Annotated in this window: 24 protein-coding genes; 11 read left to right on the forward strand and 13 right to left on the reverse strand. The window is 62.9% G+C overall.

What is annotated here, in order from left to right:
- Window positions 1–25: 25 nt before the first annotated feature.
- The 5 genes from QTL95_RS13390 to QTL95_RS13410 all read left to right on the forward strand — a co-directional run bounded on the left by QTL95_RS13390 (window position 26) and on the right by QTL95_RS13410 (window position 6,107).
- Complete coding sequence (locus QTL95_RS13390) at window positions 26–937, forward strand: LysR family transcriptional regulator (RefSeq protein WP_289720458.1); 912 nt, start codon at window positions 26–28, stop codon at window positions 935–937.
- Window positions 938–1,087: 150 nt separating this feature from the next.
- Entirely contained in the window at window positions 1,088–2,617 is a 1,530-nt protein-coding gene (locus QTL95_RS13395; protein ID WP_289720459.1) for an ABC transporter substrate-binding protein, read from the forward strand.
- Between the two features lie 254 nt (window positions 2,618–2,871).
- On the forward strand, window positions 2,872–3,819 hold the full coding sequence (locus QTL95_RS13400; RefSeq protein WP_289720460.1) for an ABC transporter permease: 948 nt from the start codon (window positions 2,872–2,874) through the stop codon (window positions 3,817–3,819).
- A 1-nt stretch (window position 3,820) separates the two neighbouring features.
- Window positions 3,821–4,687 carry an ABC transporter permease gene (locus tag QTL95_RS13405; protein ID WP_289720461.1) on the forward strand — a complete coding sequence of 289 codons (867 nt, stop codon included), beginning with the start codon at window positions 3,821–3,823 and terminating at the stop codon, window positions 4,685–4,687.
- Between the two features lie 28 nt (window positions 4,688–4,715).
- A complete protein-coding gene (locus QTL95_RS13410) occupies window positions 4,716–6,107 on the forward strand; it encodes an amidase (protein ID WP_289720462.1) in 1,392 nt (463 codons plus the stop codon).
- Here QTL95_RS13410 and QTL95_RS13415 read toward each other — a convergent pair.
- The 3 genes from QTL95_RS13415 to QTL95_RS13425 all read right to left on the reverse strand — a co-directional run bounded on the left by QTL95_RS13415 (window position 6,100) and on the right by QTL95_RS13425 (window position 8,819).
- Window positions 6,100–6,957, reverse strand: coding sequence for a C40 family peptidase (locus QTL95_RS13415; protein ID WP_289720463.1), 858 nt, complete (start codon window positions 6,955–6,957; stop codon window positions 6,100–6,102). The genes QTL95_RS13410 and QTL95_RS13415 overlap by 8 nt on opposite strands.
- 11 nt (window positions 6,958–6,968) lie before the next feature.
- On the reverse strand, window positions 6,969–7,319 hold the full coding sequence (locus QTL95_RS13420; RefSeq protein ID WP_289720464.1) for a MarR family transcriptional regulator: 351 nt from the start codon (window positions 7,317–7,319) through the stop codon (window positions 6,969–6,971).
- Between the two features lie 111 nt (window positions 7,320–7,430).
- Window positions 7,431–8,819, reverse strand: coding sequence for a leucyl aminopeptidase family protein (locus QTL95_RS13425; protein ID WP_289720465.1), 1,389 nt, complete (start codon window positions 8,817–8,819; stop codon window positions 7,431–7,433).
- A 145-nt stretch (window positions 8,820–8,964) separates the two neighbouring features.
- Here QTL95_RS13425 and QTL95_RS13430 point away from each other — a divergent pair, with 145 nt between their 5' ends.
- A complete protein-coding gene (locus QTL95_RS13430; RefSeq protein WP_289720466.1) occupies window positions 8,965–9,792 on the forward strand; it encodes a tetratricopeptide repeat protein in 828 nt (275 codons plus the stop codon).
- Between the two features lie 6 nt (window positions 9,793–9,798).
- Here QTL95_RS13430 and QTL95_RS13435 read toward each other — a convergent pair whose 3' ends face one another.
- From QTL95_RS13435 to QTL95_RS13480, 10 genes are all read right to left on the reverse strand, one after another.
- A complete protein-coding gene (locus QTL95_RS13435) occupies window positions 9,799–10,431 on the reverse strand; it encodes a LysE family translocator (protein WP_289720467.1) in 633 nt (210 codons plus the stop codon).
- 83 nt (window positions 10,432–10,514) lie between these two features.
- Window positions 10,515–11,501, reverse strand: a complete 987-nt coding sequence (locus QTL95_RS13440; RefSeq protein WP_289720468.1) for a type II secretion system F family protein — start codon at window positions 11,499–11,501, stop codon at window positions 10,515–10,517.
- Between the two features lie 13 nt (window positions 11,502–11,514).
- Window positions 11,515–12,522, reverse strand: a complete 1,008-nt coding sequence (locus QTL95_RS13445; RefSeq protein WP_289720469.1) for a type II secretion system F family protein — start codon at window positions 12,520–12,522, stop codon at window positions 11,515–11,517.
- A 1-nt stretch (window position 12,523) separates the two neighbouring features.
- The gene (locus QTL95_RS13450; protein ID WP_289720470.1) at window positions 12,524–13,996 is read right to left on the reverse strand and encodes a CpaF family protein; all 1,473 of its coding nucleotides are present in this window, start codon (window positions 13,994–13,996) and stop codon (window positions 12,524–12,526) included.
- A 26-nt stretch (window positions 13,997–14,022) separates the two neighbouring features.
- Window positions 14,023–15,300, reverse strand: a complete 1,278-nt coding sequence (locus QTL95_RS13455; protein WP_289720471.1) for an AAA family ATPase — start codon at window positions 15,298–15,300, stop codon at window positions 14,023–14,025.
- A 19-nt stretch (window positions 15,301–15,319) separates the two neighbouring features.
- Window positions 15,320–16,045: a CpaD family pilus assembly protein gene (locus tag QTL95_RS13460; RefSeq protein WP_289720472.1), complete on the reverse strand. Its 726-nt coding sequence runs from the start codon at window positions 16,043–16,045 to the stop codon at window positions 15,320–15,322.
- Window positions 16,046–16,062: 17 nt separating this feature from the next.
- A complete protein-coding gene (locus QTL95_RS13465; protein ID WP_289720473.1) occupies window positions 16,063–17,571 on the reverse strand; it encodes a type II and III secretion system protein family protein in 1,509 nt (502 codons plus the stop codon).
- A gap of 11 nt (window positions 17,572–17,582) precedes the next feature.
- Window positions 17,583–18,395, reverse strand: a complete 813-nt coding sequence (gene cpaB, locus QTL95_RS13470; RefSeq protein ID WP_289720474.1) for a Flp pilus assembly protein CpaB — start codon at window positions 18,393–18,395, stop codon at window positions 17,583–17,585.
- Between the two features lie 109 nt (window positions 18,396–18,504).
- Window positions 18,505–19,017, reverse strand: coding sequence for an A24 family peptidase (locus QTL95_RS13475; RefSeq protein WP_289720475.1), 513 nt, complete (start codon window positions 19,015–19,017; stop codon window positions 18,505–18,507).
- A gap of 96 nt (window positions 19,018–19,113) precedes the next feature.
- A complete protein-coding gene (locus QTL95_RS13480; protein WP_289720476.1) occupies window positions 19,114–19,296 on the reverse strand; it encodes a Flp family type IVb pilin in 183 nt (60 codons plus the stop codon).
- Window positions 19,297–19,690: 394 nt separating this feature from the next.
- On the opposite strand from QTL95_RS13480, the gene QTL95_RS13485 reads away from it, so the two are divergent.
- The 5 genes from QTL95_RS13485 (at window position 19,691) to QTL95_RS13505 (ending at window position 23,683) form a co-directional block, all read left to right on the forward strand.
- Window positions 19,691–20,098, forward strand: coding sequence for a pilus assembly protein N-terminal domain-containing protein (locus tag QTL95_RS13485; RefSeq protein ID WP_289720477.1), 408 nt, complete (start codon window positions 19,691–19,693; stop codon window positions 20,096–20,098).
- Window positions 20,099–20,217: 119 nt separating this feature from the next.
- Complete coding sequence (locus QTL95_RS13490) at window positions 20,218–20,832, forward strand: TadE/TadG family type IV pilus assembly protein (RefSeq protein ID WP_289720478.1); 615 nt, start codon at window positions 20,218–20,220, stop codon at window positions 20,830–20,832.
- Window positions 20,832–21,407 carry a TadE/TadG family type IV pilus assembly protein gene (locus QTL95_RS13495; protein ID WP_289720479.1) on the forward strand — a complete coding sequence of 192 codons (576 nt, stop codon included), beginning with the start codon at window positions 20,832–20,834 and terminating at the stop codon, window positions 21,405–21,407. The genes QTL95_RS13490 and QTL95_RS13495 overlap by 1 nt, the downstream gene beginning before the upstream one ends.
- A 90-nt stretch (window positions 21,408–21,497) precedes the next feature.
- Window positions 21,498–22,718 carry a phosphopentomutase gene (locus QTL95_RS13500; RefSeq protein WP_289720480.1) on the forward strand — a complete coding sequence of 407 codons (1,221 nt, stop codon included), beginning with the start codon at window positions 21,498–21,500 and terminating at the stop codon, window positions 22,716–22,718.
- On the forward strand, window positions 22,715–23,683 hold the full coding sequence (locus tag QTL95_RS13505) for an adenosine deaminase (protein ID WP_289720481.1): 969 nt from the start codon (window positions 22,715–22,717) through the stop codon (window positions 23,681–23,683). Before QTL95_RS13500 ends, QTL95_RS13505 begins: the two co-directional genes overlap by 4 nt.
- The last annotated feature ends 103 nt before the right edge of the window (window positions 23,684–23,786 follow it).

Raw genomic sequence — 23,786 nt, forward strand, 5'->3', positions numbered from 1 at the left:
TGCCTGAAACGGCGGAGAGGATGAAATGCAGATCCGGGCCCTGATGTATTTCGACGAACTGGTGCGAACCAGTTCCATGCGTCAGGCTGCCGAGAACCTGAACGTCGCTCCCACCGCAATCAGCCGGCAGATCGAGAATCTCGAATATCACTTCGGCGCGCCGCTGGTGGAGCGCAGCGCGCGCGGCGTGAAGCTCACCGCCGCCGGTGAACTCCTGGCCGCGCGTGCCGGCCGGACGCTGCGTGAACTCGACCATGTCGGCCAGCTGATCGATGACCTCAAGGGCATGCAGCGCGGCCGCGTCAGCATCTATGCCAATGGTGCGACTGTCGCCAATCTGCTGGCGCCTGCGCTTGCCGAGTTCAGCCTCAAATATTCCAAGCTCCGCTTCGAGGTGACAATCACCAGCGCCCGCCAGGCGATCGAGGCCGTCAGCGGCGCGGAAGCCGATATCGCGGTGACGCTGTTCGCACCGCCGATCTCGGGCACCAAGGTTCGCCTCCGCTCGCAGATCGCCTATGACCTGATCGTCGCTCCCACCCACCCGGCGGCATCGCTGAAGCAAGTCCATCTCAAGGACATCGCCGATTACGCGCTGGCGCTGCCCGACCAGGCCTTCGGTTTCCGCCAGGCCTTCGACGCCCTTTTCGAGAAGGCCGGGCTGAGCTTCGAGCCGGTCTTCGTCACCAGTTCGCTGGAAATGCTCAAGGAACTGGTGCTGAGCGGCGCCGCCGTCACGTTGCTGCCGGCGCTGACCGTCCGCCGGGAGATCGAGGCCGGCCAGCTCTTCGCCGTTCCGCTTGCGCCAAGAAGCGTCATCCGCACCCATGTCGATCTCTGCGTCGCGCCGGATCGCCAGCTGTCCTTCGCCGCCACCAAGCTCCTCGACTTCATCGAACGCTTCATGCGCGAGCGTGCCGCAGCAGCGAAAGAATAGCGCGTCGGGCTTGCATCACGGGCGGATATCGAGTGTATCTCTTTCGGCTACACCGAGCACACAAAATCGTCATTGTGTGTGCACTACGGCAATGACAGTCTATTCGCAAAAGGCCAGTCGTCCTCAACGGCGGCCAGACAGGGGAACATGATGATCAACTCTTCGCTCGCGCCTTCGGCGCGTCTCGCCCGGCGTCTTTCCGTTGGCGTCGCCATGGCGGCCGGTCTCCTGTTTCTCGGCCTGACGCCGGCCGAAGCGGCGAAGACGACGCTCAGCCTCGGCATGACCATCGAACCGACCGGCCTCGATCCGACCATCGCCGCGCCCGTGGCGATCGGCCAGGTCACCTGGCAGAACATCTTCGAAGGTCTGGTCACCATCGACGAGACGGGCAAGGTGCAGCCGCAACTGGCGAAGAGCTGGGACATCTCCAAGGACGGCCTGACCTATACCTTCAAGCTGCAGCCCGACGTAACCTTCCACGATGGCGAGGTCTTCGACAGCAGGGCGGCGAAATTCGCGCTCGACCGCGCCCGGGGCGCCGATTCCGTCAATCCGCAGAAGCGCTTCTTCGCTTCGATCGCTTCCATCGATACGCCCGATCCCGAGACGCTGGTGCTACATCTGTCCGCGCCGACGGGCAGCCTGCTCTATTGGCTCGGCTGGCCGGCCTCCGTCATGGTCGGTCCGAAGAGTGCGGCCGATGACAAGACCAAGCCTGTCGGCACCGGCCCCTTCAAGTTCGTGAACTGGGCAAAGGGCGACAAGGTCGAGATCGAGAAGAACACCGATTACTGGAACAAGGCGGTCTCGGTGAAGCTCGACAAGGTCACCTTCCGCTTCATCGCCGATCCGCAGGCCCAGGCCGCCGCGCTGAAATCCGGCGACGTCGATGCCATCCCTGAATTCGCCGCGCCCGAGCTGATGACGTCGTTCGACGGCGACGAGAAGCTGGTGACCAAAATCGGCAACACCGAGCTCAAGGTCGTGGCCGGCATGAACAATGCCCAGAAGCCCTTCGACGACAAGCGCGTGCGCCAGGCGCTGATGATGGCGATCGACCGCAAGACGGTCGTCGATGGCGCGTGGTCCGGCCTCGGCACGCCGATCGGCAGCCACTATACGCCCAATGACCCCGGCTATGTCGACCTCACCGGCAAGCTGCCCTACGATCCGGAAAAGGCCAAGGCTTTGCTCGCCGAAGCCGGCTACTCCAACGGTTTCACGTTTACCATCAAGTCGCCGCAGATGGCCTATGCGCCGCGCAGCGCCCAGGTCATGCAGGCGATGCTGGCGGAGATCGGCGTCACCATGAACATCGAGCCCACCGAATTCCCGGCCAAGTGGGTGCAGGACGTGATGAAGGACCGGGCCTACGAAATGACCATCGTCGCTCATGCCGAGCCGATGGACATCGATATCTATGCCCGCGATCCCTACTACTTCAACTACAAGAACCCCGCTTTCAACGATCTCCTGAAGAAGGTCCAGGAGACCTCCGATCCGGCGGAGCAGGCCAGGATCTACGGGCAAGCCCAGACCATTCTCGCCGAGGACGTGCCTGCGCTCTATCTCTTCGTCATGCCCAAGCTCGGCGTCTGGGACAAGAAGCTGAAAGGCCTCTGGGAAAACGAACCGATCCCGTCGAATGTGCTGACCAACGTGTCCTGGGACGAATAGGTAGCGAGAGGTTTGGTGTTGGTGGGAGAGGGCAGAGCAAGCGTTATCCCGACGGCAGCCGCCGAGCACGCGGCGCCCCCTCATCCGCCTGCCGGCACCTTCTCCCCGTTGGGGAGAAGAGAATGCTGGCGGGCCGCTCGCGCCGATCTCCCCTTCTCCCCCTCGGGGAGAAGGTGGCCCGAAGGGTCGGATGAGGGGGATGCACCCGTGAAAGTAACCGGCAATAGCGCGGCAAAACGCCCCCGAGCCGCCGCATGATCGCGCTCCTCTCCCGCCGCCTTGCCGGCTTGATCCTCACGCTTCTCGTCGTCTCGCTGCTGATCTTCGCGGTCATGGGCCTGCTGCCCGGCGATCCGGCGTCCATCATGCTGGGCACGTCGGCCTCGCCCGATACGCTGGCGGCGCTGCGGCATGAGCTGGGGCTCGATCAGCCACTGCTGGTCCGCTACATTCAGTGGCTGGGCGGCGTGTTCTCCGGCGATCTCGGCCAGTCCTATACCTATGGCGTCCCCGTCGCCGGCCTGATCCTGGAGCGCTTGGCCGTCACGCTGCCGCTGGCGCTGATGGCGGTCGCGCTCTCCGTCGCCATCGCCATCCCGCTCGGCGTTCTCGCCGCCTCGCATCGCGGCGGCCTTGTCGATACGATCGCGTCTGTCTTCTCCCAGATCAGCGTCGCGGTGCCGGCTTTCTGGGTCGCCCTGCTGCTGATCATCCTGTTCTCGACGACCCTCGGCCTGATGCCATCAGGCGGCTTTCCCGGCTGGAGCGCGGGCATCTGGCCGGCGGTCAAGGCGCTTTTGATGCCATCGCTCGCGCTGGCGTTGCCGCAGGCGGGCGTGCTCACCCGTGTCACGCGAACGGCGGTTCTGGAAACCCTGCACGAGGATTTCACCCGCACCGCCGTCGCCAAGGGCCTGTCGGCGCAAAGCGTGCTCTGGCGGCATTCGGTGCCGAACGCGCTCATCCCGGTCTTCACCATTCTCGGCCTGCAGTTCACCTTCCTCGTCGCCGGCGCGGTGCTGGTGGAGAACGTCTTCAACCTGCCGGGCCTCGGGCGGCTCGCTTACCAGGCGCTCTCGCAGCGCGACATCGTCGTCATGCAGGATGTGGTGCTGTTCTTCGCGGCGCTGGTCATCGTCATGAATTTCATCGTCGATCTCTCCTATCTCGCGATCGACCCCCGCTTGCGAAAAGGTGTGTAAGATGACGCCGATCGCATCCACGGCTCTAGCAACGCGCCGCAGGCGGCTTTCCCTCAGCCGGAGAGCGAACCTCATTACTGGCGCGACCGTCGTGACGTTTCTCGTCGCCGTGGCGCTGCTGTCGCTGGCGTGGACGCCTCTGCCACCGGCCAAGATGCAGATCATCCACAAGTTGCAGCCACCCTTCGCCTACGGCGTGCTCGGCACGGACCAGTTCGGCCGCGACGTTCTCTCCATGCTGATGGTCGGCTGCTGGAACTCGCTGTCAACAGCCATCATCGCGGTTGCTATTGGCGGCACCATCGGCTCCATCGTCGGCATTTCCGCAGCCGCCTTTCGCGGCCTGTTCGAAAGCCTCGTCATGCGCGCCTGCGATGTCATCTTCGCGCTGCCGCCGATCCTTTCGGCCATGGTGCTCGGAGCCTTCATCGGCCCCGGCCGCCTCACCGCGATTATCGCTATCGCGACCTTCATGGTCCCGGTCTTCGCGCGCATCACGCTGGCGACCGCGCTACAGGCCTGGAGCCGCGACTATGTGATGGCCGCCCGCGCCATCGGCAACAGCCGCTTCACCATCTCCATGCGCCACGTGCTGCCCAACATCATGAGCCAGATCATCGTCCACGCGACCATCCAGCTCGGCCTTGCGGTTCTGACGGAGGCGGGCCTCAGCTTCCTTGGGCTCGGCCTCGCCCCGCCGGCGCCGACTTGGGGCAGGATGCTCGCGGATGCGCAGACCTATCTGGCGCTCGCACCGTGGCTCGCCATCCTGCCGGGCCTTGCGATCGCGCTCACGGTATTCGGCTTCAACATGCTGGGCGATGGTCTCCGCGACCTGCTCGACCCGCGCGAGAGAAGCCGCAGGTAACAGATCGATAGGCCGGAAAGACAGGCGCATGACCGAAACAGACCTTACAATCCGCGAGCTGACGCAGCGCTTCTCCCGAAGGAGCCTCTCGCCGCTCGAATACTGGCTGGCTCTGGAAAAGCATATCGAGCGCTGGGAGCCCGCCATTTGCGCGCTCTACGCCTACGATCCCGAAGCCGCCCGCCGCCAGGCCGCCGCATCGACCGACCGGTGGATGAAGGGCGCGACGCTTGGCGTGCTCGACGGCATCCCCGTCACGCTCAAGGAGCTCATCGCCACCAAGGGCCAGCCCGTGCCGCTCGGAACCCGCGCCGTCGAGCTGAAGCCCGCCGCCGAAGACGCTCCCATTGCCGCGCGACTGCGTGAGGATGGCGCGGTGATCTTCGCCAAGACCACCTGCCCGGATTACGGCATGCTGTCATCAGGCCTGTCGAGCTTTCACCATCTCAGCCGCAATCCGTGGGACATCACGCAGAACCCGGGCGGCTCCAGTGCCGGCGCGTCTGCGGCTGCGGCAGCCGGCTATGGGCCGCTGCACATCGGCACCGATATTGGCGGCTCCGTGCGCCTGCCCGCCGGATGGACCGGTATCTTCGGCCTGAAGTCCAGCCATGGCCGCATCCCTGTCGATCCCTATTATGTCGGCCGCTGCGCCGGACCGATGACCCGCACCGTCGAGGACGCAGCCTTCTCGATGGCGACGCTGTCTCGTACCGATTGGCGCGACGGAACCGGATTGCCGGCGAACGACATCGACTGGATGGATCTCGATATCGACGTCAGAGGCATGAGGATCGGCCTGATGCTCGACGCCGGCTGCGGCCTTGCCGTGGAAGACGAGGTGAGGGCGGCCGTCGAGGCTGCCGCGAAACGCTTTGAAGAGAGGGGAGCGATTGTCGTCCCCGCGGCGCCGGTGCTCACCCGCGCCATGCTTGATGGTCTCGACAACTTCTGGCGCGCCCGCTTCTGGGGCGAAATCGAAGGCCTCAGCGAGGAGCGGCGGGAGAGCATCCTGCCCTATATCTACAGCTGGGCGAAAGGCGGCGCCGCCGTCAGCGGCGTCGAAGCGGTCAGGGGCTTCAACCAGACGATCGAGATGCGCAAGACCTGCGGCCGACTGTTCACCGAGGTCGACGCCGTGATCTCGCCGACCAATCCGATCGTCTCTTACCCCGCCGAATGGGCTTCGCCCACCAACGACCCGGCTCTGCCCTTCGAGCACATCTGCTTCACCGTGCCCTGGAACATGTCGGAGCAGCCGGCGTCGTCGATCAATTGCGGCTTCTCGAAATCAGGCCTGCCGATCGGCCTGCAGATCGTCGGCCCGCGCTTCGACGACATGCGCGTGCTCAGGCTGTCTAGGGCTTTCGAGGAGTGGACCGGCGGCGTTACGAATTGGCCGCAGCCACCTGTCAGGTGATCGGTCGGCGATAGCCGGTCGGCTGTTCGTAGAGCCAGCCGATCCGCTGAACGGCCTCTTCGAAGTTCTCGCGAACGACGGTCATGGTATGGCCGGTGGCGTGGATGATCGTTTCCGCATCCGCCATGATCGCCACATGGCCCTTCCAGAACACCAGATCACCGCGCCTAAGATCGCCGCGTTCGATGGGCTCGCCGAGGCTTGCGGCCTGCATGTCGGTATCGCGCGGCGCCGCCCGCCCGGTCATCAGCATCGACAACTGGACGAGACCGGAACAGTCGATCCCCAGTCCGGAACGTCCGCCCCAAAGATAGGGCGTTTCGAGAAACCGCGTGGCTATGTCGACGTAGTCGACGCCGTCGAGCGCACCGATCGGCTGCACATGCTTGGCGAAGATAGCCGTGCCGTCATCGAGCGTCATATAGTGGTTGCCGCGCGCCTCGGCCTCGCCGGATATTGCCACGCGGCTGCCCATCGAAAGCACGTCCTTATAGGGCTTGCGCAGTTCCGCCTCCTGGTAGAGGAACGTCCGCTGCACCGTCACGATATGCGTCGGCGCAGCGCCCGTCGTGTCGAGCGCGCTCTCCCTGATGTAACCGACATAGCCGTCGGACGAAGCCTTGATCCAGCACCAGCCGTCGGCGCGGTCGAACACGGTCACGTCCTCGCCCTGGATCAGTTCGGTGTCGATACCCTTGGAAAGATCAGGGACCGGCCGCAGTGCCGCCACCGGCACCGCCACGCGCGCAGGGTTCCCTTCCACGAAACGGGAAGCCTCCACCTTGCCCTGCAGGCCAGCCTCCGCGAGATCGGGGCGATAGGCGTTGAGACGGCGGTCGAGCATTGTCATGTCCATTGCTTTCAGAGTGGCAGCCGGCGTCCGTGATCGCGCACGAGGTCGCCGATCTTTTCCAGATAGAGCGCTCCGCCGATCGTCCGTTTGATCACGACATTACGCCTGTCGCGCTCGTCGCGCACCCGGTCCACGAGGCCCATCTCGCCCATCGTGTCCAGCGCCCGCGTGATCACCGGCTTGGTCACGTTCAGTTCGGCGGCGAGCCCGCGCACGGTATGCGGTGGCGGCACGAGATAGATATGCAGCAGGATCGCCATCTGGCGCAATGTCAAATCGCGCTCGTCGTGGCGCACCTGGTCGAGCGTCACGGCATGCCAGAGCCCCAGTGCCTGCGAGGCGGTCAGTTCGATCGGCACGGCCCCTCCGGATCATTACGTCGGCATTTCATTCTCCGGCAGTTGATCGCACCACGCAATGGGGCGGCAAATCTGCCGCCCCACAAGGTAAATAGGATTTTAATAAAATGCTTAGCGCAGGCTCTGGCGGATGTGGTGGTAGAGCGCCCGGATCGCCTGCGCCTCGCCGCCGCCCGGCGAATGCGGCCGTTCCGATGGCGCCCAGCCGTAGATGTCGAAATGCGCCCAGCTCCGGGTGTTGGTTACGAAGCGCTTGAGGAAGAGCGCTGCCGTGATCGCTCCCGCCATGCCGCCCGCCGGTGCGTTGGTGATATCGGCGAACTTGGCGCGGATATCCTTCTCATAGCCGGCATAGAGCGGCAGACGCCATAGCGGATCGTCGGTCTCCAGGCTCGCCTCGCCGAGATCCTGCGCCAGTTCCGCGTCGTCGGTGAAGAATGGCGGCAGGTCCGGGCCGAGCGCCACGCGCGCGGCACCCGTCAGCGTCGCCATGTCGATCATCAGGTCGGGCGCGTCCTCGTCGGCATAGGCGAGCGCATCTGCCAGAATGAGCCGGCCTTCGGCGTCGGTGTTGTCGATCTGGACGGTCAATCCCTTGCGGCTCTTGTAGATGTCGCCGGGGCGAAACGCGTTCGACGAGATCGAGTTCTCGACCACGGGGATGATGACGCGCAGGTCGACCTTGAGCTTCGCGTCCATGATCATCAGCGCCAGGCCCATGACATTGGCCGCACCACCCATGTCCTTCTTCATGAGAAGCATCGAGGAGGCAGGCTTGATATCGAGGCCGCCGGTGTCGAAGCACACGCCCTTGCCCACCAGCGTGATCTTGCGATGGCCCTTCTTGCCCCAGCGCATTTCAAGAAGCCGCGGCGCGTCGGCGCTGGCGCGACCGACGGTGTGGACGAGCGGGAAGTCCTTGCGCAGGTCCTCGCCGCTGACGACCGAGAATTCGGCCTTGTAGTGCGCGGCAAGCCCGCGAAACGCTGCTTCCAGCTCGTTCGGGCCCATGTCGTTGGTCGGCGTGTTGATCAGGTCGCGGGCGAGGAAGACGCCGGCAAGCTGGCGCTTGATGTCGGCGCCGTCGGCATCGCGCGGGATCATCAGCGTCGCCGTTGCCGGCTTGTCGGATTTGTAGCGGTCGAAGCGGTAGCTGCCCAGCCCGTAGCCGAGCGCCAGGCGGTTGGCTGTCAGCGGAGCCGTCTCGATATGCCAGTCGCCCGCCGGCAGCGATCGCGCCAGCTTGCCGGTGATGTAAGGCTGCTCGGACGGGTTGCCGCCGAGGCCGAACAGGGCGCCGCCGAGATGGCCTTCAGCCGTCGGGATGAGCAGCAGCGAGCCGCTTTCGGCCTTGTAGCCCGCCTTTTTCGCCCAATCGAGCGCGATCGGGTCGATGGTGCCGGTCTCGATATGCGCAGGCGTCACCGCGAAGATCGGAAGGGTCGAGCCGCCCTTGGTGTTGAATGGGGTCGGTCTCTCGATGAGCTGATAGGGGGCCATGACTGTCCTTCGGTGCTTCCTGGGAATCTGCTTTTTAACTCTCTGTTAGGGTTAACAGACTATTGCTGGAGTGAAGATTGCGTCAAAGCCTTTTCCCTGTTCCGCTTCAAGGTCAGGCGCCGATTTCGGATATCAGGGACGCACGATGTCTTGCTCGGAAAATAGCCTGTTCAAAACCCGCCTCCTGCCGGGCGCAGCCGCTGTGTTGGTTGTTCTTGCGCTCGCCGGCTGCTCGACCACCAAGGACCGGATGACCACCGGCTCGGTGCCGAAGCTCACCAAGCCGATCGAATCGATGGATGACAGCGAGCTGCGCGGCGCCACCGAGCGCGTCGGCCAGGCTTACGAAAAGAACCCCCGCGATCCCGTGAACGGTGTCAACTATGCCAACCTGCTGCGTATGTCGGGCAGGGATGCGCAGGCGCTCGCCGTCATGCAGCAGGTCGCCATCGCCAATCCCAGTGATCGCAACGTGCTCGCTGCCTATGGCAAGGCACAGGCCGCCGCCGGCCAGCTGCAGCAGGCGCTCGATACCATCGGCCGCGCCCAGACCCCTGATCGCCCCGATTGGAAGCTGGTCTCGGCCGAAGGCGCCATTCTCGATCAGCTCGGCCGCTCCAGCGATGCGCGCCAGCGTTATCGCGCAGCGCTCGATATCCAGCCGAACGAGCCGTCGATCCTTTCCAACCTCGGCATGTCCTATATCCTGACCGGAGACGTGCGCACCGCTGAAACCTATCTCCGCCAGGCCGCCGGGCAGCCGGGTGCCGATAGCCGCGTTCGGCAGAACCTGGCGCTCGCCGTCGGCCTGCAGGGACGCTTCCCCGAAGCCGAGCAGATTGCCCGCCGCGAACTCTCGCAGCAGCAGGCCGATGCCAATGTCGCCTACCTGCGCTCGATGCTGTCGCAGCAGAACTCCTGGCAAAAGCTTGCCGCCAAGGATAGCAACGGCGCCGCGACCGGCACGAACTGATTTCGATCAGCGACCGGTAACGCCGGAAACGACGAGTCGTAGCCCGAGCCCGGCCATGACGGCGCCGGCCGCCCGGTCGATCCAGGCCTTCGCCTTCAGATAAAGCCGGCGCGGATGCTGCGCCGAGAAAGCCAGCGCCACGATCGTGTACCAGCCGGCCTCGACCAGGAAAACGCCGATCGGGATCGCTATGAAGAGTTCGATCGGGATCGTCTTCGGCAGCAATGCCGCGAAGATGCTGGCATAGACCACGATGGTTTTCGGATTGCTGATCTGCGTCAGAAACGCCGTGGCGAAGCTTCGTGTGAGCGCGCTGCGGTCTGCCGCCGCCTTACCGATCTCGATCGGCTCGCTCGCCCCGCGCCAGATCTTGTATGCGATATAGGCAAGATAAATGCCGCCGGCGATCTTCAGCGCGATATAGAGCCAGCCGAACTGCGTGAGCAGCGCCGTCAATCCGGCGAGCGCCAGGATGCTGAAGCCGATCCCGCCGATCCCCATGCCGAGCGCGGCCGCAAGCCCGTCCATCCGCGACCGCGATATGGCGATCTTCGAAACCATGACGAAGCTCGGCCCAGGGCTCATGGCGCCCACGGACAAAGCGGCGATGATGCTCAGGAATACGCCCAGGGAAGACATTGCCGGCTCCGCGTTCATGAAAATGGGACAGGTTTTTTGTCCCACGCTTTTCCGCGATCGTCCACCGCAAAGGTGTGAGGCCTTTAGAACTTGTCGGAAACCTGGATGCCCGCCGGCCCGAGAATGGTGGCAACCAGCACCGGCAGGAAGAACAGGATCATCGGCACGGTGAGTTTCGGCGGCAGCGCCGCGGCCTTCTTTTCAGCTTCGTTCATGCGCTCGTCGCGGCCTTCCTGCGCTAGCACGCGCAGCGCCTGAGACACCGGCGTTCCGTAGCGGTCGGCCTGGATCAGCGCCTGCGTCACGGATTGCACGAGCGGGATCTGCGTGCGCGTGCCGAGATTTTCGAGCGCGACGCGACGGTCGGGCAGGAAGGAGAGCTCGGCTGTCGTCAGCACCATTTCTTCCGCCAGCGGCGGCGAGGCCTCGCCGAGCTCCTCCGAAACGCGGCGCATGCCGGCTTCGATCGAGATCCCCGATTCCACGCAGATCAGCATCAGGTCGAGCGCATCCGGCCAAGCACGCTTGATCGAATGCTGGCGCTTCGACATGCGGTTTGAAATGAAGATATTCGGTGCATAGAACCCGATATAGGCGACGCCGATGGTGATCAGGAGCCGGATCGGCGTCGGCTTGTCGGCCAGATGATCGAGGCCGAAGACCCAGAAGACCGCCAGTACGAAGAACACGAAGGGCAGGGTGAAGCGCGCGACGAGAAACATGTTCAGCGCGTTTTCCGAACGAAAGCCCGCCGCCTTGAGCTTGTTCATGGTGTTTTCGTCGACAAGCGCCTCGCGCAGGTTGAAGCGCTCGACGATCTGGCGAACGGATCGGTTGTTCTGCGTTCGCAGAGACGCCTTGTTGCCGCTGGCCTCGGCATTCATGCGGGCGCGCTCGCGGGCGCGGATCAGTTCCCGCTCCGTCGAGACCGCCTTCATCCGCTTGTTGAGATCGCCACGCTCGAAGAACGGCACCGCGATCGTGTAGAGGCTCGCGAACACGGCGACCGCCACCAGCACGGCGATCAGCATGGAAGGGTCTGTCAGACTGGCTGCGAGATCCGATGACAACGCACGTCCTCCGTTAGATGTCGAAATTGACCATGTTGCGCATGACGAAGATGCCGATCGACATCCACACCGCCGAGATCCCCATGATCAGATGGCCGCGCGGGTCGGTGAACAGCACCATCATGTACTCGGGTGAAGTGAGGTAGACGAGCGTCGCGACGACGAAGGGCAGCGAGCCGATGATCACGGCGGACGCCTTGGCTTCCATCGACAGCGCCTGCACCTTCGCCTTCATCTTCTTGCGGTCACGCAGCACCTTCGCCAGGTTGCCGATCGCCTCCGACAGATTGCCGCCCGCCTGCGATTGAATGGCGATGACGATGGCGAAGAAGCTGACTTCCTGCAGCGGCATGTGATTGACCATGCGGGCACAGGCATCCGGCATGCTGAGGCCGACCTGCTGCGATTCCACGACGCGGCGGAACTCGCTCTTGACAGGTTCCTTGCCTTCGTTGGCGATCAGCCGCACGGCGTCGTTCAGTGGGAGGCCCGATTTGATCGAGCGTACGATGACGTCGAGCGCATTCGGAAACTCGGTGAGAAACTTGTTCTGGCGCCGCTTGATGAGAAAGCCGAGAATCCAGCGCGGTAGTCCGAGACCCGCCACCACGGGAACGCCGAAGACCACCATGACCGGTGCATCGGCCAGGAACAGCACGAACATCAGGAACAGGGCAAAGAAAGCGCTGAAGGTGTAGAATTTCCGCGGCGTGATCGACAGGCCGGCCTGCGTCAGCCTCGATTTCAGCGTCAGCTTGCGCTTGGCGTTCTCCTGCTGCCGTTTTTCCAGGTCCTTGAGGTTGTCCTGCACCGATTTGCGGCGCTTGGACATTTCCTGCACACGGTCGCGTGCCGCTTTCACGCTCGCCTTGTCGACTTCGGCCGATGCCACGCGATTGACGCGGCTCGTCGCCTTCTTGTCGGTCTCGATGCGCGAGAACAGGATGCCGTAGCACACTGCGCCGGCGGCGACCGCGGCGAGCAGGATGATGGCCAGGACGATCGGATCGAAACCGAACATGTCAGAGGTCCTTCGACTTCGCTTCCATCTCGTCGAGTGCCGCGGCGAGACGCTTTTCCTCGTTGAAATAGCGGGCACGGTCCCAGAAATGCGGCTTGCCGATGCCGGTCGACTTGTGGCGTCCGATGAGCCGGCCGGAAGCGTCCTCGCCTTCGATCTCGTAGCGCATCAGGTCCTGGGTGATGATGACGTCGCCTTCCATGCCGATCACCTCGGTGATCTGCGTGATCCGGCGTGAGCCGTCGCGCAGGCGTGCGGCCTGGACGACGATGTCGACCGAGCTGGAAATGATCTCGCGGACGGTCTTGGCCGGCAGGGTGAAGCCGCCCATGGCAATCATCGATTCGATACGGCTCAGGCATTCGCGCGGTGAGTTCGAGTGGATCGTGCCCATCGAGCCGTCATGGCCGGTGTTCATCGCCTGCAGGAGGTCGAAGACCTCGGGTCCACGCACCTCGCCGACGATGATGCGTTCGGGACGCATACGCAGGCAGTTCTTGACGAGGTCGCGCATGGTGATCTCGCCTTCGCCTTCGATGTTTGGCGGGCGGGTTTCAAGGCGCACGACATGCGGCTGCTGCAGCTGCAGTTCGGCGGTGTCCTCGCAGGTGATGACGCGCTCGTCGCGGTCGATATAGTTGGTCAGGCAGTTCAGAAGCGTCGTCTTGCCCGAGCCGGTACCGCCGGAGATGACGACGTTGCAGCGCACGCGACCGATGATCTGCAAAAGCGTCGCGCCCTCGGGCGTGATCGCGCCGAAACGGACGAGCTGTTCGAGCGTCAGCTTGTCTTTCTTGAACTTGCGGATCGTCAACGCCGGACCGTCGATCGACAGCGGCGGCGCGATGACGTTGACGCGTGAGCCGTCGGGAAGGCGGGCGTCGCAGATCGGGCTGGATTCGTCGACACGGCGGCCGACCTGGCTCACGATGCGCTGGCAGATGGACAGCAGCTGCGAATTGTCGCGGAAGCGGATCTCGGATTCGATCGTCTTGCCGCCGACTTCGATGAAGGTTTGGCCTGCGCCGTTGACCATGATGTCGGCGATGTCGTCGCGCGCCAGGAGCGGCTCCAGCGGACCGTAACCGAGAACGTCGTTGCAGATATCCTCGAGCAGTTCTTCCTGCTCGGAGATCGACATCGCGTAGTTCTTGATGGTGATGATGTCGTTGACGATGTCGCGGATTTCCTCGCGCGCGCTTTCGGCATCGAGCTTGGCGAGCTGCGACAGGTCGATCGTGTCGATCAGCGCGGAAAAGACCTGCGCCTTCGTCTCGTAATATTCGTCGGTGCGAACCGGGCGCTTGCGCTGAGGCGTCTGCATCGGCGGCGGGGAAACCTGCTGGCGTACCGGTTCGCGCTGCGGCTCCACGAGAACCGCAGGCGCGGACGAGGATGGCGGCGTAACGGCCGGAGGCGGCGCTACCACGCCGCCTGTCTTGCCGAAGCTTTCATTTCCACGTTTTCCGAACATGCCTTATTCCAATCCAGTGCCGGGCGTCACTTGCGCTTCAGGAGGCCGAGCAGACCGCTCCGCTTGGCCTTCTTCACGGCGATGCGTCCCGTGACAATGTGCGATATCTGCGAGAATGTTTCGGCGGTGGGCGATTTCGAATCCATCTCCGAGATCATCCGGCCGCTGTTGGCCGCCGTTCCGAACAGGTTGCTGTCGAACGGGATGATGGCGATCGGCTCGAGCTCCAGCGGATCGCAGAACTCCGACGGGCCGATCTCCGGCCGCTTCGGCATTCCCACCTGGTTCAGCACCAGATGCGGCGGCCTGTCGTTCGGCCGCATCTTGCGCAGCGCGTCCATCATGTTCTTGGTGTTGCGCAGGTTTGCGAGATCCGGCGCCGCGCAGATCACCACCTCGTCGACGCCGGAGAGCACCGAGCGCGTCCACTCCGACCAGACATGCGGCACGTCGAGAACGGTGATCGGCGCGCTGCGCTGCAGCACTTCGAGGACCGGCTGGAAGGCATGCGCGTCGAAATCGTAGGACCGGTCGAGAAGCGAAGGCGCGGCCAAGAGCGACAGGTGCTCCGAGCACTTGGTGAGCAGGCGGTCGAGGAACATCTCGTCCAGGCGGTCGGGCGCGTAGACGGCTTCGGCTATGCCTTGGGTCGGGTCCTGGTCGAAGTCGATATTGGCGGTGCCATAGGGCAGGTCGAGGTCGGCCAGGATGGTTTCGGTCGAAAACAGGTTGGAAATGCCGAAGGCGCAGTTATGCGCGATGGTCGAGGAACCGACCCCACCCTTGGCGCCGATGAAGGCGACGCTGCGGCCGAGCGGCTCGGCGTCGGGATCGACGAAGATCGCAGCCATCGCCGCCATGATGTCAGGCATGGCGACCGGCTGGACGATATATTCGGAAATACCGTTGCGCATCAGTTCGCGATAGAGCGCGATGTCGTTGTAGTAACCGACGATGACGACCTTGGTGGAAGGATCGCAGACGGCGGCGAGCGGTGCCAGTTCGTTCAGCAGGTTGGCGGCATTGGCCTTGGTTTCGAGAATGATCAGGTTCGGCGTCGGCGCGCTGGAAAACATGTTGGCAGCGGCGCCGATGCCTCCATTGGTGACGCGCAGGCTGACCTTCGACATACGGCGGTCGTTGCCGCAGCGCTCCATCACGCGCTGCAGTTCCTCGCTCTCACAGAAGGCGTGCACCGAGATGCGGGGCAGGGGGCGCATGTTTTCGAGTTCCGCCATGCGCACTGCATCGTCGGCGTTCCTGAGCTCGCTGCTGTTCCCGATCTCGTATTCGACTGCACTCATCGTTTGGTCCTAACTCTGATCAAAAGGTGCTGGAGCCGGTAACGTCTTCGATCGTCGACGTTCTCTCACGGTATTCCTGGATGGCGGCGTTGCGGCGCGTCGCATCGATCGGTGTCATGCCGCGCGGCGCGACGAGATCTTCCGGATTGGCAATCTGGGCAGCCAGGTTGTTCTGCGTGGCGCAACCGAAATTGTAGTAATTCTGGTTGCTGAAATCGTTGATGATGTCCCGTGGCCACTGGCCGCACTGTGTCGTCATCGCCGTCGTGCCGGTGAAGGTCAGGCGGATGGGCGCCGCGTCGGTGGCGTTCAGCGTCACGTAGGAGCTGTTGATGATCTTCGAGCTGGCGATGCCGCGGGCCGAAAGCTCGGAGCGAATCTGACCGCGTAGCTGGCGAACCGCCGCGTTGTTCGGCGATCCCTCCGGCGCCAGGATGTAGACGGGGCCCGTCGCGCGCGACATGTAGGTCTGCGCGAAGCCGCGGATCATGTCGCGCTGTGCGATGTTGAGCCGCCGATCGGTGGAGGCGACCGGAATGTCGACCGACTGCTCGGCTTCGGTAACCACGATCGGGTGCCGCTGGCGATAGTCGTCGGGAATGCCGCCGGTCGTCAGGTTGTCGCGCGAGGCGCAACCCGAGAGCAGGGCGGTCGCAATTGCGGCCGCCGCCAGGATCGACTTGGAAAATCCGGTGTGATGCGATGTCATCTGCTTGTCCATCGACTGATCTCTGTGTTGTGCCATCGCCGTCTCGGCCCCTATCACTTGTAGATAAAACCGATGGAGCCGTGGAACTGCGCGTCTGCGACGGGCGTCTCGCGACCGCCATAGACCTTGTTGACTCGGTTCATCAGGAATGCGGAGGCATCGTTTTCGGGGCTGAAGTTATCATCCGGCCGGTTCAGCTGATTGCGAGCAACGGGGCGCACCAGATAGGGCGTCGCGATGATGACGAGTTCCGTCTCGTCGCGCTCGATCGATTTCTGCCGGAACAGCGTACCGAGCACGGGAATCTTGTTGACGCCGGGCGTACCGTTGGAAGTCTGCGAAACATTGTCGCGAATGAGGCCCGCAAGCGCGATCGAGCCGCCGGAAGGCAGTTCGACCGAGGTTTCAGCCGAGCGGCGCTGATAGGTCGGGATCGAACCCGACACGGAAGGCGCCGGCTCCGAGACGTTGGTCTTGATCTCGAGGCTGATGCGGCCGGAGGAAAGCACGACCGGTTTGAAGGCGAGGTTGATGCCGTAATTGTACGGCACGATCGTCGTGTTGCCGTCGTTGTCGGTGGTCGAATAGAGAACCTGGCCCCCGGAATTGAAGGTCGCTGCTTGCCCGGAGATGGCCGTCAGCGTCGGTTCTGCCAGCGTCTTCACCACTTTTGCCTGCTCGAGCGCGCTCAGATAGGTCGAGATGTCGTATTTGCCGATGCTGTTCTTGAAGAGCGCGGCGAGACCGCCGCCCAGCGTGGCGACTGTGCCGCTCGAGTTCGGAGCACCCAGCTGCGCAACCGTCAGGCCTGAGGAGTTCGAAACCAGATTGTCGAAGCCGATCTGTTTCAGCACCTCGCGGCGGACTTCCGCGATCGTCACCTTCAGCGTCACCTGGTCTTCGCCCTGGATCTGCAGCAGGTTGATGACCTGCGAAGTCTGGCGGTTCTCTGCAAACAGGGCCACGGCAGTGTCGCCGCCCTTGGCGCTAGCCGTTTCCGTGCGCGTCGTCGCCTCGCCGCCCTTCAGGAAGACCCCGGCGAGGTCGGCCGCCTGCGCGGCGTCCTGCGGCGTGCGCACCGTACCGGTCAATACGATGTTGTCGGAGACGATTTCGACGTTGATGTTGGAATCGGGAATGAAGCGCCGCAGGTTGGCCTGCAGGTTGGAGGTGTCGCGTTCGATGACGATGTCGAGGCTGACGATCTGCTGGCCGTCGGCGCCGAAGATGAAGATGTTCGTCTGGCCAACAGTCTTGCCGAAGAGATAGATGCGGCGCGAGGTGCGCGTCACGGCGTCCGCCATTTCAGGATCGGAAACGAGAATGTCATGCGCATCCTCGGGAAGGTCCACGACGATCGCCTTCTTCAGGCCGAGCTTGAGGCTGCGGTGCGCGCCGGGGCCCGATTGGGTGATGTTGACCATCCCGCCGCTTTCCGCAGCGTTTGCTGCCGTCACGCCCGTCGCCGCAACGAGAAAGCCCGGCACGATGCCGGTAAAGCCGATCGCAAAGGACAGGCAACCCGCCATCAGGGGCTGCATATGCCGCTTCAATGTGCCCATTCCCATATCCTTTACTCGGCTTTCGGCGCGTTGCTGTCGGTGACGATCGTCCCGGATTTGATGACCTGGACGATGGAGCTGCCGTTATCGCCGCTCAGAAGATAATCCGCCGCGCTGGTGTCCTGCTCCTGCGCATCGGCGACCGAGCGCAGAGCCAGCGTCAGGCGATCGGCCATCTGCTGCGCCACGGCCAGAACCTTGGTCTGGTCAGGCGTCAGTTCCAGTGTCGCCGTCGTGCCGACGACGGCCTTCGATCCGTCGTCCTTTTCCTCGATCTGCTGGTCGATCGCGAGAACGCGCACGTTGCTGAGCACGGTCTCGGTCAGATATTTTTCGCTGTCCTTCGCCTTGCGGACCATGGTCACGTCGACACGGTCGTTCGGCAGGATGAAGCCGCCGGCGCCGGTCGCGACCGAGATCTCGGTGGCGACGGCGCGCTTGCCCGTCGGCAGCAGCGACGACATGATACGGCTGCTGGCGTCGGCGATCTTTTCGGCGCGGATCGGCTCGCCCTCGAAGATCGGCAGTCGGACGACGGAACCCTGCAGGTCCTTCAGCGCATCCGGCTTGTCGGTCTCGGTAATGAAGCCCTGCACGACGCCGCCCTGCGGCCATGCCATCCAGTGGGCCGCCTTGTCGTCGAGCCGCGCGCCGACTGGCAGGTTGGCGCTCGATACCAGCACGTTGACCGTCGGTTCCTTTTCGACGACCGACTTCACCTGGGTCACGACCGAGCCACGGCCCGCGAGGCTCATGGCAAGCACGCCGGCAAGGCCGGCCGCTACGACAGCCACTCCAAGTATCAAAAGGCGCGCGGGTCTCATTGGTCGTTCCTCGGGGATTCGAGATATTCGACCCTGAGAATGGCGCGCAATTGGTGTAATTATGGTTAATAAATAGCTGCGTTTTTAAGTTAATGGAGACTTAAAGTCTTCATTTCAGCCCGTGCAGCGCCATCATGAAAAGAGAAGATGATGGAAAGGCAAGAAAACCGCCGATCGCGATTGCGATGCCGTAAGGTATCTTCTTTGCCGTCAGAATGGAATGCGGCACCGGCAGCCCGATAGCCATGATCGCATCCGCCTGCGACCGGATCATCAGGATGACAAGCGTCGCGGCGCCGCCGATAATGCCGACATAGGCCAGGAATTCGATCAGCGAGGGGTCGAGCCCAAACCATAGGGCGGTTGCGGCCAGCAGCTTGGCATCGCCGCCACCCATGACGTTCAGTGCGAACAGCACGAAGCAGACGGTGAAGACCGCGAGCGCGCCGGCGAGATGCGCCGAGATCGCCGCAAGCGGCATGCCGGCGAGCGGCGCGATGATGAGAAAGGCGAGCGAAATGATCACGGAGATCCGGTTCGGGATCGTCATCGTGAAGAGATCCGAGAATGCCGCGACCGCGAGGCACAGTGGCAAGATCACAAAGATGGCAGCTGCAATCATGGATCAAAGATCTCCATTAAGAATAAAAGGCACGCGAACGTGCCTTTGTATCGGATCAGGCTTTGCGCCTGATCCGATTGACATTCTCGAGGCAGATTAGTTGGCCGTCGATGCGGTCGTCATCTTGGTGCCAAGGTTGACGAAGACGGTGTTCAGCTTGCTGCCGAGAGTGGTTGCGCCGGTGATCAGCGCGACAGAGATGAGGGCGGCGATCAGGCCGTATTCAATTGCGGTTGCGCCGGATTCGTCCTTGAGAAAACGGCTTACAAGCTTGGTCATGGTAACTCCTAACTCCAGTTGATGTTCAGCACGTCCGCCAACTGTTTGCCGTTGATCGGATGGCTGCAATCTAGCCGGGCCCTCTTTCGATCGACTTAAAGAGTTGGGTTACTATTTCGTAAACGGCTTAAGGACCCCGTCGTGTGGTAAGTATCGACGCTGAAAAACCGCTAAAATTCGAGCGATAGTGCTGAGAGTAAGGCAGTAGAGAGCCTTGGAGTTGCTTTAAAACGTAACGGCGATGCTTTAAAATGATACGAACCCTGACGCAGCTATATCAAAATGGCGCGCCACCCGCCCGTATTGAGCCGATTGCCGCGAGATTAAAGCTTCGTTCACCATTTTTTCTCATGCTAGGGGCCGAATTCGAATTCATCCGCGAAAGAGAAACGATATGTCGTCGAGCGGCAAGAGGATTTTTCTGGCCAGCCTTGTCGCCGCCCTGGGCGTCGGGGGATCCGTTGCCGCGCAGGACCAGGGGATGCTGCGGGTCTATATGGACCAGGCGCGTGTCCTGAAGCTCGACCGACCGGTCAGCAAGGTCATCGTCGGCAACGCCAAGGTCGCGGACGCCACGGTTGCCGATTCCAAGACGATCGTATTGACGGGGCGGAGCTTCGGCACGACCAACCTTGTTCTCCTGGATGCCGATGGTAACGCCATCCTCGACGAAAGTATTCTCGTGTCGATCGACGAGGGAAATACTGTGCGGGTCTTCCGCCAGACGGAGCGGTCGGTTCTGTCCTGTACGCCCAATTGCGAGCAGCATAGTCAGCAGACGGGTGCAACGGCCAGCCCGTGACCGGCTCTCCTGAACGACAACCCCGCATTCGCGCATCCAATAAAATTCTGATCCAACCTGAAACGGAAAATCAACGATCACGCTTTAAAACTGCGTGATCGAAGCTGTTGGATGCGCCCATGACGGAAATGGATCAAGCAGCGGATGTTGCCCCCAAGCGTGAATGTGCACCGCGGCGGCGACTTGCCGCCTTTGCACGTTCCCGAGACGGATCGGCGGCGATCGAATTCGCCTTGCTTGCGATTCCTTACTTCCTTGTCATCTTCGCGATCATCGAGACCTTCGTCGCCTTCGCCGGCGAAATGCTGGTGTCGAATGCGGTCGATACCATGGGTCGCAGGATGCGAACCGGGCAGATCACGTCCACCAATACCGATCGCACCGCCTTCCGCACTGCCTTCTGCAACGAGATCTCGATTCTCATAAAGTGCTCGACGACGGAAGCCGCGACCCCGAATAAGCTGTTCATCGACGTACAGAAGTTCTCTACCTTCGCCAGCATCCCGACGACAATTCCGAAACTTACGACGGACCGCTACTCCGATCTCAAGATCGCGGATTTCAAGTATGATCCCGGCGGCTCCGGCACCATCAACATGGTGCGTGCCTATTATCGCTGGCAGATCATCACCGATCTCATCCGCCCCTATATCAGCAATATCCGCCCTGCCGACGGATCGGCCTCCTATTTCCTCATCGTGGCCACGACCGCGTTCCAGAACGAGCAATATTGATGGCGGTTCGCGGCGGCTTGAACAGACTGAAGACACTGGTCCGGCGCTTCGCTCACGATCGCGAAGGCGTCGGCGCGATCGAGTTCGCGATCCTCTTTCCGATCATGGTCATGCTCTATGTCGGCGCGGTCGAGATCACCGTCGGTCTCAGCGCCAGCAAGCGTGCGGCGCGCGCCGCCGGTACCATCGCCGACGTGGTTACCCAGCAGAAGTCCGTTACCAAAGCCTGGCTTGACGACATGCCCGCGGTCGCCAACGCCATATTCGTGCCCTACGTCACAACCGGGATGACCGTTAAGATCACCGGCATCACCATCGATTCCGGCGGCAATGCAAAGGTGCTGTGGTCGTGGGCGCAGGACAAGTCTCGCCCCTACGCCGTCAACTCGGCGGTGACGGTGCCTGCCGACATCAAGAAGGCGGACAGCTTCCTTGTTCGCGCCGAGCTCAGCTATCCCTACCAGCTGTTCCTGTTCACGCCGAGCCTCGGAAAGAATATCAGCACCATCAACATCAACCGCAGCTATTTCTATCGCCAGCGGCAGGACGAGAACGTCCCCTGCAGCGATTGCTGAGGGGAAGGCGAATTTGCCAAGCCGCGCTGGTCGCTATAAGGCTTGACGATTGACGGCCCGAGAGGCCGCTGCCGAGTTGCTGGGTGAAACATGCCGCGTGCGTTTCTTTTCGTTCTGGATTCCTTCGGCGTGGGGGGCGCTCCCGATGCCGCTGATTACGGCGACGAGGGTGCCGATACGCTCGGCCACATCGCCGAGTTCTGCGCGGCCGGCGCCGGCGATCGCGACGGCCTGCGCTCCGGACCGTTGAACTTGCCGAACCTGTCGGCGCTCGGCCTCCTTCATCTCGTCAAGAAAGCTTCCGGCCGTTTCCCGCTCGGTATGCCGGTGCCCGAGAAGGTCTATGCCATCCATGGCTCCGCCAATGAGGTCTCGCGCGGCAAGGACACGCCGTCGGGCCATTGGGAGATCGCCGCCGCGCCGGTCAGTTTCGATTGGGGCTACTTCCCGACCGAAGGCGATGCCTTTCCGCCGGAACTCGTCGAGGCGCTCTGCCGGGCGGCGGATGTGCCGGGTATCCTCGGCAATTGCCACGCTTCCGGCACGGATATCATCGCCCGCTACGGCGAGGAGCATATCCGCACCGGCAAGCCGATCTGCTACACCTCTTCGGATTCCGTATTCCAGGTAGCCGCCCACGAGACCCATTTCGGGCTCGACCGGCTGATGACTTTCTGCACGATCGCCCGCGCCCTGCTCGACCGCTACAATATCGGTCGCGTCATCGCTCGTCCCTTCGTCGGCGAGAAGCCCTCCAGCTTCGAGCGCACCGGCAACCGCCGCGACTTCTCTGTTCCGCCGCCGGAGGCCACATTGCTCGATCGCCTGGTCGAGGATGGCCGCAAGGTCCATGCGGTGGGCAAGATCGGCGATATCTTCGCCCACAAGGGGGTGTCGCGCGTCATCAAGGCCAACGGCAACATGGCGCTGATGGATGCTACGCTGGAAGCGATGGATGCGGCTGGGGACGGCGATCTCGTCTTCACCAATTTCGTCGATTTCGACATGGTCTACGGCCACCGCCGCGATGTGCCGGGCTATGCCGCGGCGCTCGAGGCCTTCGATGCGCGCCTTGCCGAGGTTGGCGGCAAGCTGAAGCCCGGCGACCTCGTCATCCTGACGGCCGACCACGGTTGCGACCCGACATGGCGCGGCACCGATCACACGCGCGAGCGCGTGCCGATCATCGCCTATGGCCCGGGCCTCGGATCCCGCGATATCGGCATCCGCGCAAGCTATGCCGATATCGGCGAAACTATCGCTCGGCATCTCAGAATTGCCCCCGGCAAGCATGGGAGGAGCTTCCTGTGACGTCGCATCTGAAGAAGGTCGAGCTTCACTGTCACCTCGAAGGGGCCGCCCCGCCGCGGCTGACGCTCGCCCAGGCCCGCAAGTACAACATCGATATCAGCGCCTGTCTCGACGGCGATACCTATATCTGGCACGACTTCGCCAGCTTTCTTCAGTGCTATGACAAGGTGTCGGAGGTCTACAAGACCGAGGATGACTATGCCCTCCTGACCGAGACCTATCTCGACGAGCTTGCCGATATCGGCACCATCTATAGCGAGCTCATCGTTTCGCCCGATCATGGCAAGCGCATCGGCCTCGGAGCGGACGCCTATATGTCGGGCGTTTGCGAGGGCATTCGCCGCGCCAAGGCGAAGACGGGCATCGAGGCGCGGCTGATCGTCACCGGCGAACGCCATTTCGGCCCCGAGAGCGTCATCGGCGCCGCCGAATACGCGGCCAGCGCCGGCAACCCGCTGATTACGGGCTTCAATCTCGCCGGCGAGGAACGCATGGGCCGCGTCGCCGATTACGCACGCGCCTTCGACATCGCCCGCGATGCCGGCTTGGGCCTCACCATCCATGCCGGGGAGGTTTGCGGCGCCTTCAGCGTGATTGACGCGCTCGATGTCGTGCGCCCCTCGCGCATCGGCCACGGCGTCCGCGCTATCGAGGATGCCGATCTGGTCCGCCGGCTCGCCGATCTCGGCACGGTGCTCGAGGTCTGTCCCGGCTCCAACATCGCGCTCGATGTCTTCCCGGGCTTCCAGTCGCACCCGCTGCGCAAACTCAAGGAAGCCGGCGTTCGCGTCACCATCAGCTCCGACGATCCGCCCTTCTTCCATACCTCGCTGAAGCGGGAATACGAGATCGCCGCCACGGAATTCGGTTTCAGCGATGCCGAGATCGACGACATGACGCGCACCGGCATCGAGGCGGCCTTCGTCGACGAGGCGACCCGGAAGGCGCTTCTGGCAAGGCTTTAGGCGACCGAGGGCTGGGGATGGCAGGTGCAAAACCGCCTGCGCTCTTGCGGAACCGGGGATTTCCGTGAAAGAAACGTCGGATAACAACAATTCAAGAAAGGGT

It is taken from the genome of Rhizobium sp. S152 (assembly GCF_030380735.1).
Classification (GTDB): Bacteria; Pseudomonadota; Alphaproteobacteria; order Rhizobiales; family Rhizobiaceae; genus Rhizobium.

Excerpts from the sequence above, each read along its gene's own strand:
- QTL95_RS13390 (WP_289720458.1), top strand. The coding sequence starts at position 26 with ATGCAGATCCGGGCCCTGATGTATTTCGACGAACTGGTGCGAACCAGT.
- QTL95_RS13395 (WP_289720459.1), top strand. The coding sequence starts at position 1,088 with ATGATCAACTCTTCGCTCGCGCCTTCGGCGCGTCTCGCCCGGCGTCTT.
- QTL95_RS13400 (WP_289720460.1), top strand. The coding sequence starts at position 2,872 with ATGATCGCGCTCCTCTCCCGCCGCCTTGCCGGCTTGATCCTCACGCTT.
- QTL95_RS13405 (WP_289720461.1), top strand. The coding sequence starts at position 3,821 with ATGACGCCGATCGCATCCACGGCTCTAGCAACGCGCCGCAGGCGGCTT.
- QTL95_RS13410 (WP_289720462.1), top strand. The coding sequence starts at position 4,716 with ATGACCGAAACAGACCTTACAATCCGCGAGCTGACGCAGCGCTTCTCC.
- QTL95_RS13415 (WP_289720463.1), bottom strand. The coding sequence starts at position 6,957 with ATGACAATGCTCGACCGCCGTCTCAACGCCTATCGCCCCGATCTCGCG.
- QTL95_RS13425 (WP_289720465.1), bottom strand. The coding sequence starts at position 8,819 with ATGGCCCCCTATCAGCTCATCGAGAGACCGACCCCATTCAACACCAAG.
- QTL95_RS13430 (WP_289720466.1), top strand. The coding sequence starts at position 8,965 with ATGTCTTGCTCGGAAAATAGCCTGTTCAAAACCCGCCTCCTGCCGGGC.
- QTL95_RS13435 (WP_289720467.1), bottom strand. The coding sequence starts at position 10,431 with ATGTCTTCCCTGGGCGTATTCCTGAGCATCATCGCCGCTTTGTCCGTG.
- QTL95_RS13445 (WP_289720469.1), bottom strand. The coding sequence starts at position 12,522 with ATGTTCGGTTTCGATCCGATCGTCCTGGCCATCATCCTGCTCGCCGCG.
- QTL95_RS13450 (WP_289720470.1), bottom strand. The coding sequence starts at position 13,996 with ATGTTCGGAAAACGTGGAAATGAAAGCTTCGGCAAGACAGGCGGCGTG.
- QTL95_RS13455 (WP_289720471.1), bottom strand. The coding sequence starts at position 15,300 with ATGAGTGCAGTCGAATACGAGATCGGGAACAGCAGCGAGCTCAGGAAC.
- QTL95_RS13460 (WP_289720472.1), bottom strand. The coding sequence starts at position 16,045 with ATGGCACAACACAGAGATCAGTCGATGGACAAGCAGATGACATCGCAT.
- QTL95_RS13465 (WP_289720473.1), bottom strand. The coding sequence starts at position 17,571 with ATGGGCACATTGAAGCGGCATATGCAGCCCCTGATGGCGGGTTGCCTG.
- cpaB (WP_289720474.1), bottom strand. The coding sequence starts at position 18,395 with ATGAGACCCGCGCGCCTTTTGATACTTGGAGTGGCTGTCGTAGCGGCC.
- QTL95_RS13475 (WP_289720475.1), bottom strand. The coding sequence starts at position 19,017 with ATGATTGCAGCTGCCATCTTTGTGATCTTGCCACTGTGCCTCGCGGTC.
- QTL95_RS13480 (WP_289720476.1), bottom strand. The coding sequence starts at position 19,296 with ATGACCAAGCTTGTAAGCCGTTTTCTCAAGGACGAATCCGGCGCAACC.
- QTL95_RS13485 (WP_289720477.1), top strand. The coding sequence starts at position 19,691 with ATGTCGTCGAGCGGCAAGAGGATTTTTCTGGCCAGCCTTGTCGCCGCC.
- QTL95_RS13490 (WP_289720478.1), top strand. The coding sequence starts at position 20,218 with ATGACGGAAATGGATCAAGCAGCGGATGTTGCCCCCAAGCGTGAATGT.
- QTL95_RS13495 (WP_289720479.1), top strand. The coding sequence starts at position 20,832 with ATGGCGGTTCGCGGCGGCTTGAACAGACTGAAGACACTGGTCCGGCGC.
- QTL95_RS13500 (WP_289720480.1), top strand. The coding sequence starts at position 21,498 with ATGCCGCGTGCGTTTCTTTTCGTTCTGGATTCCTTCGGCGTGGGGGGC.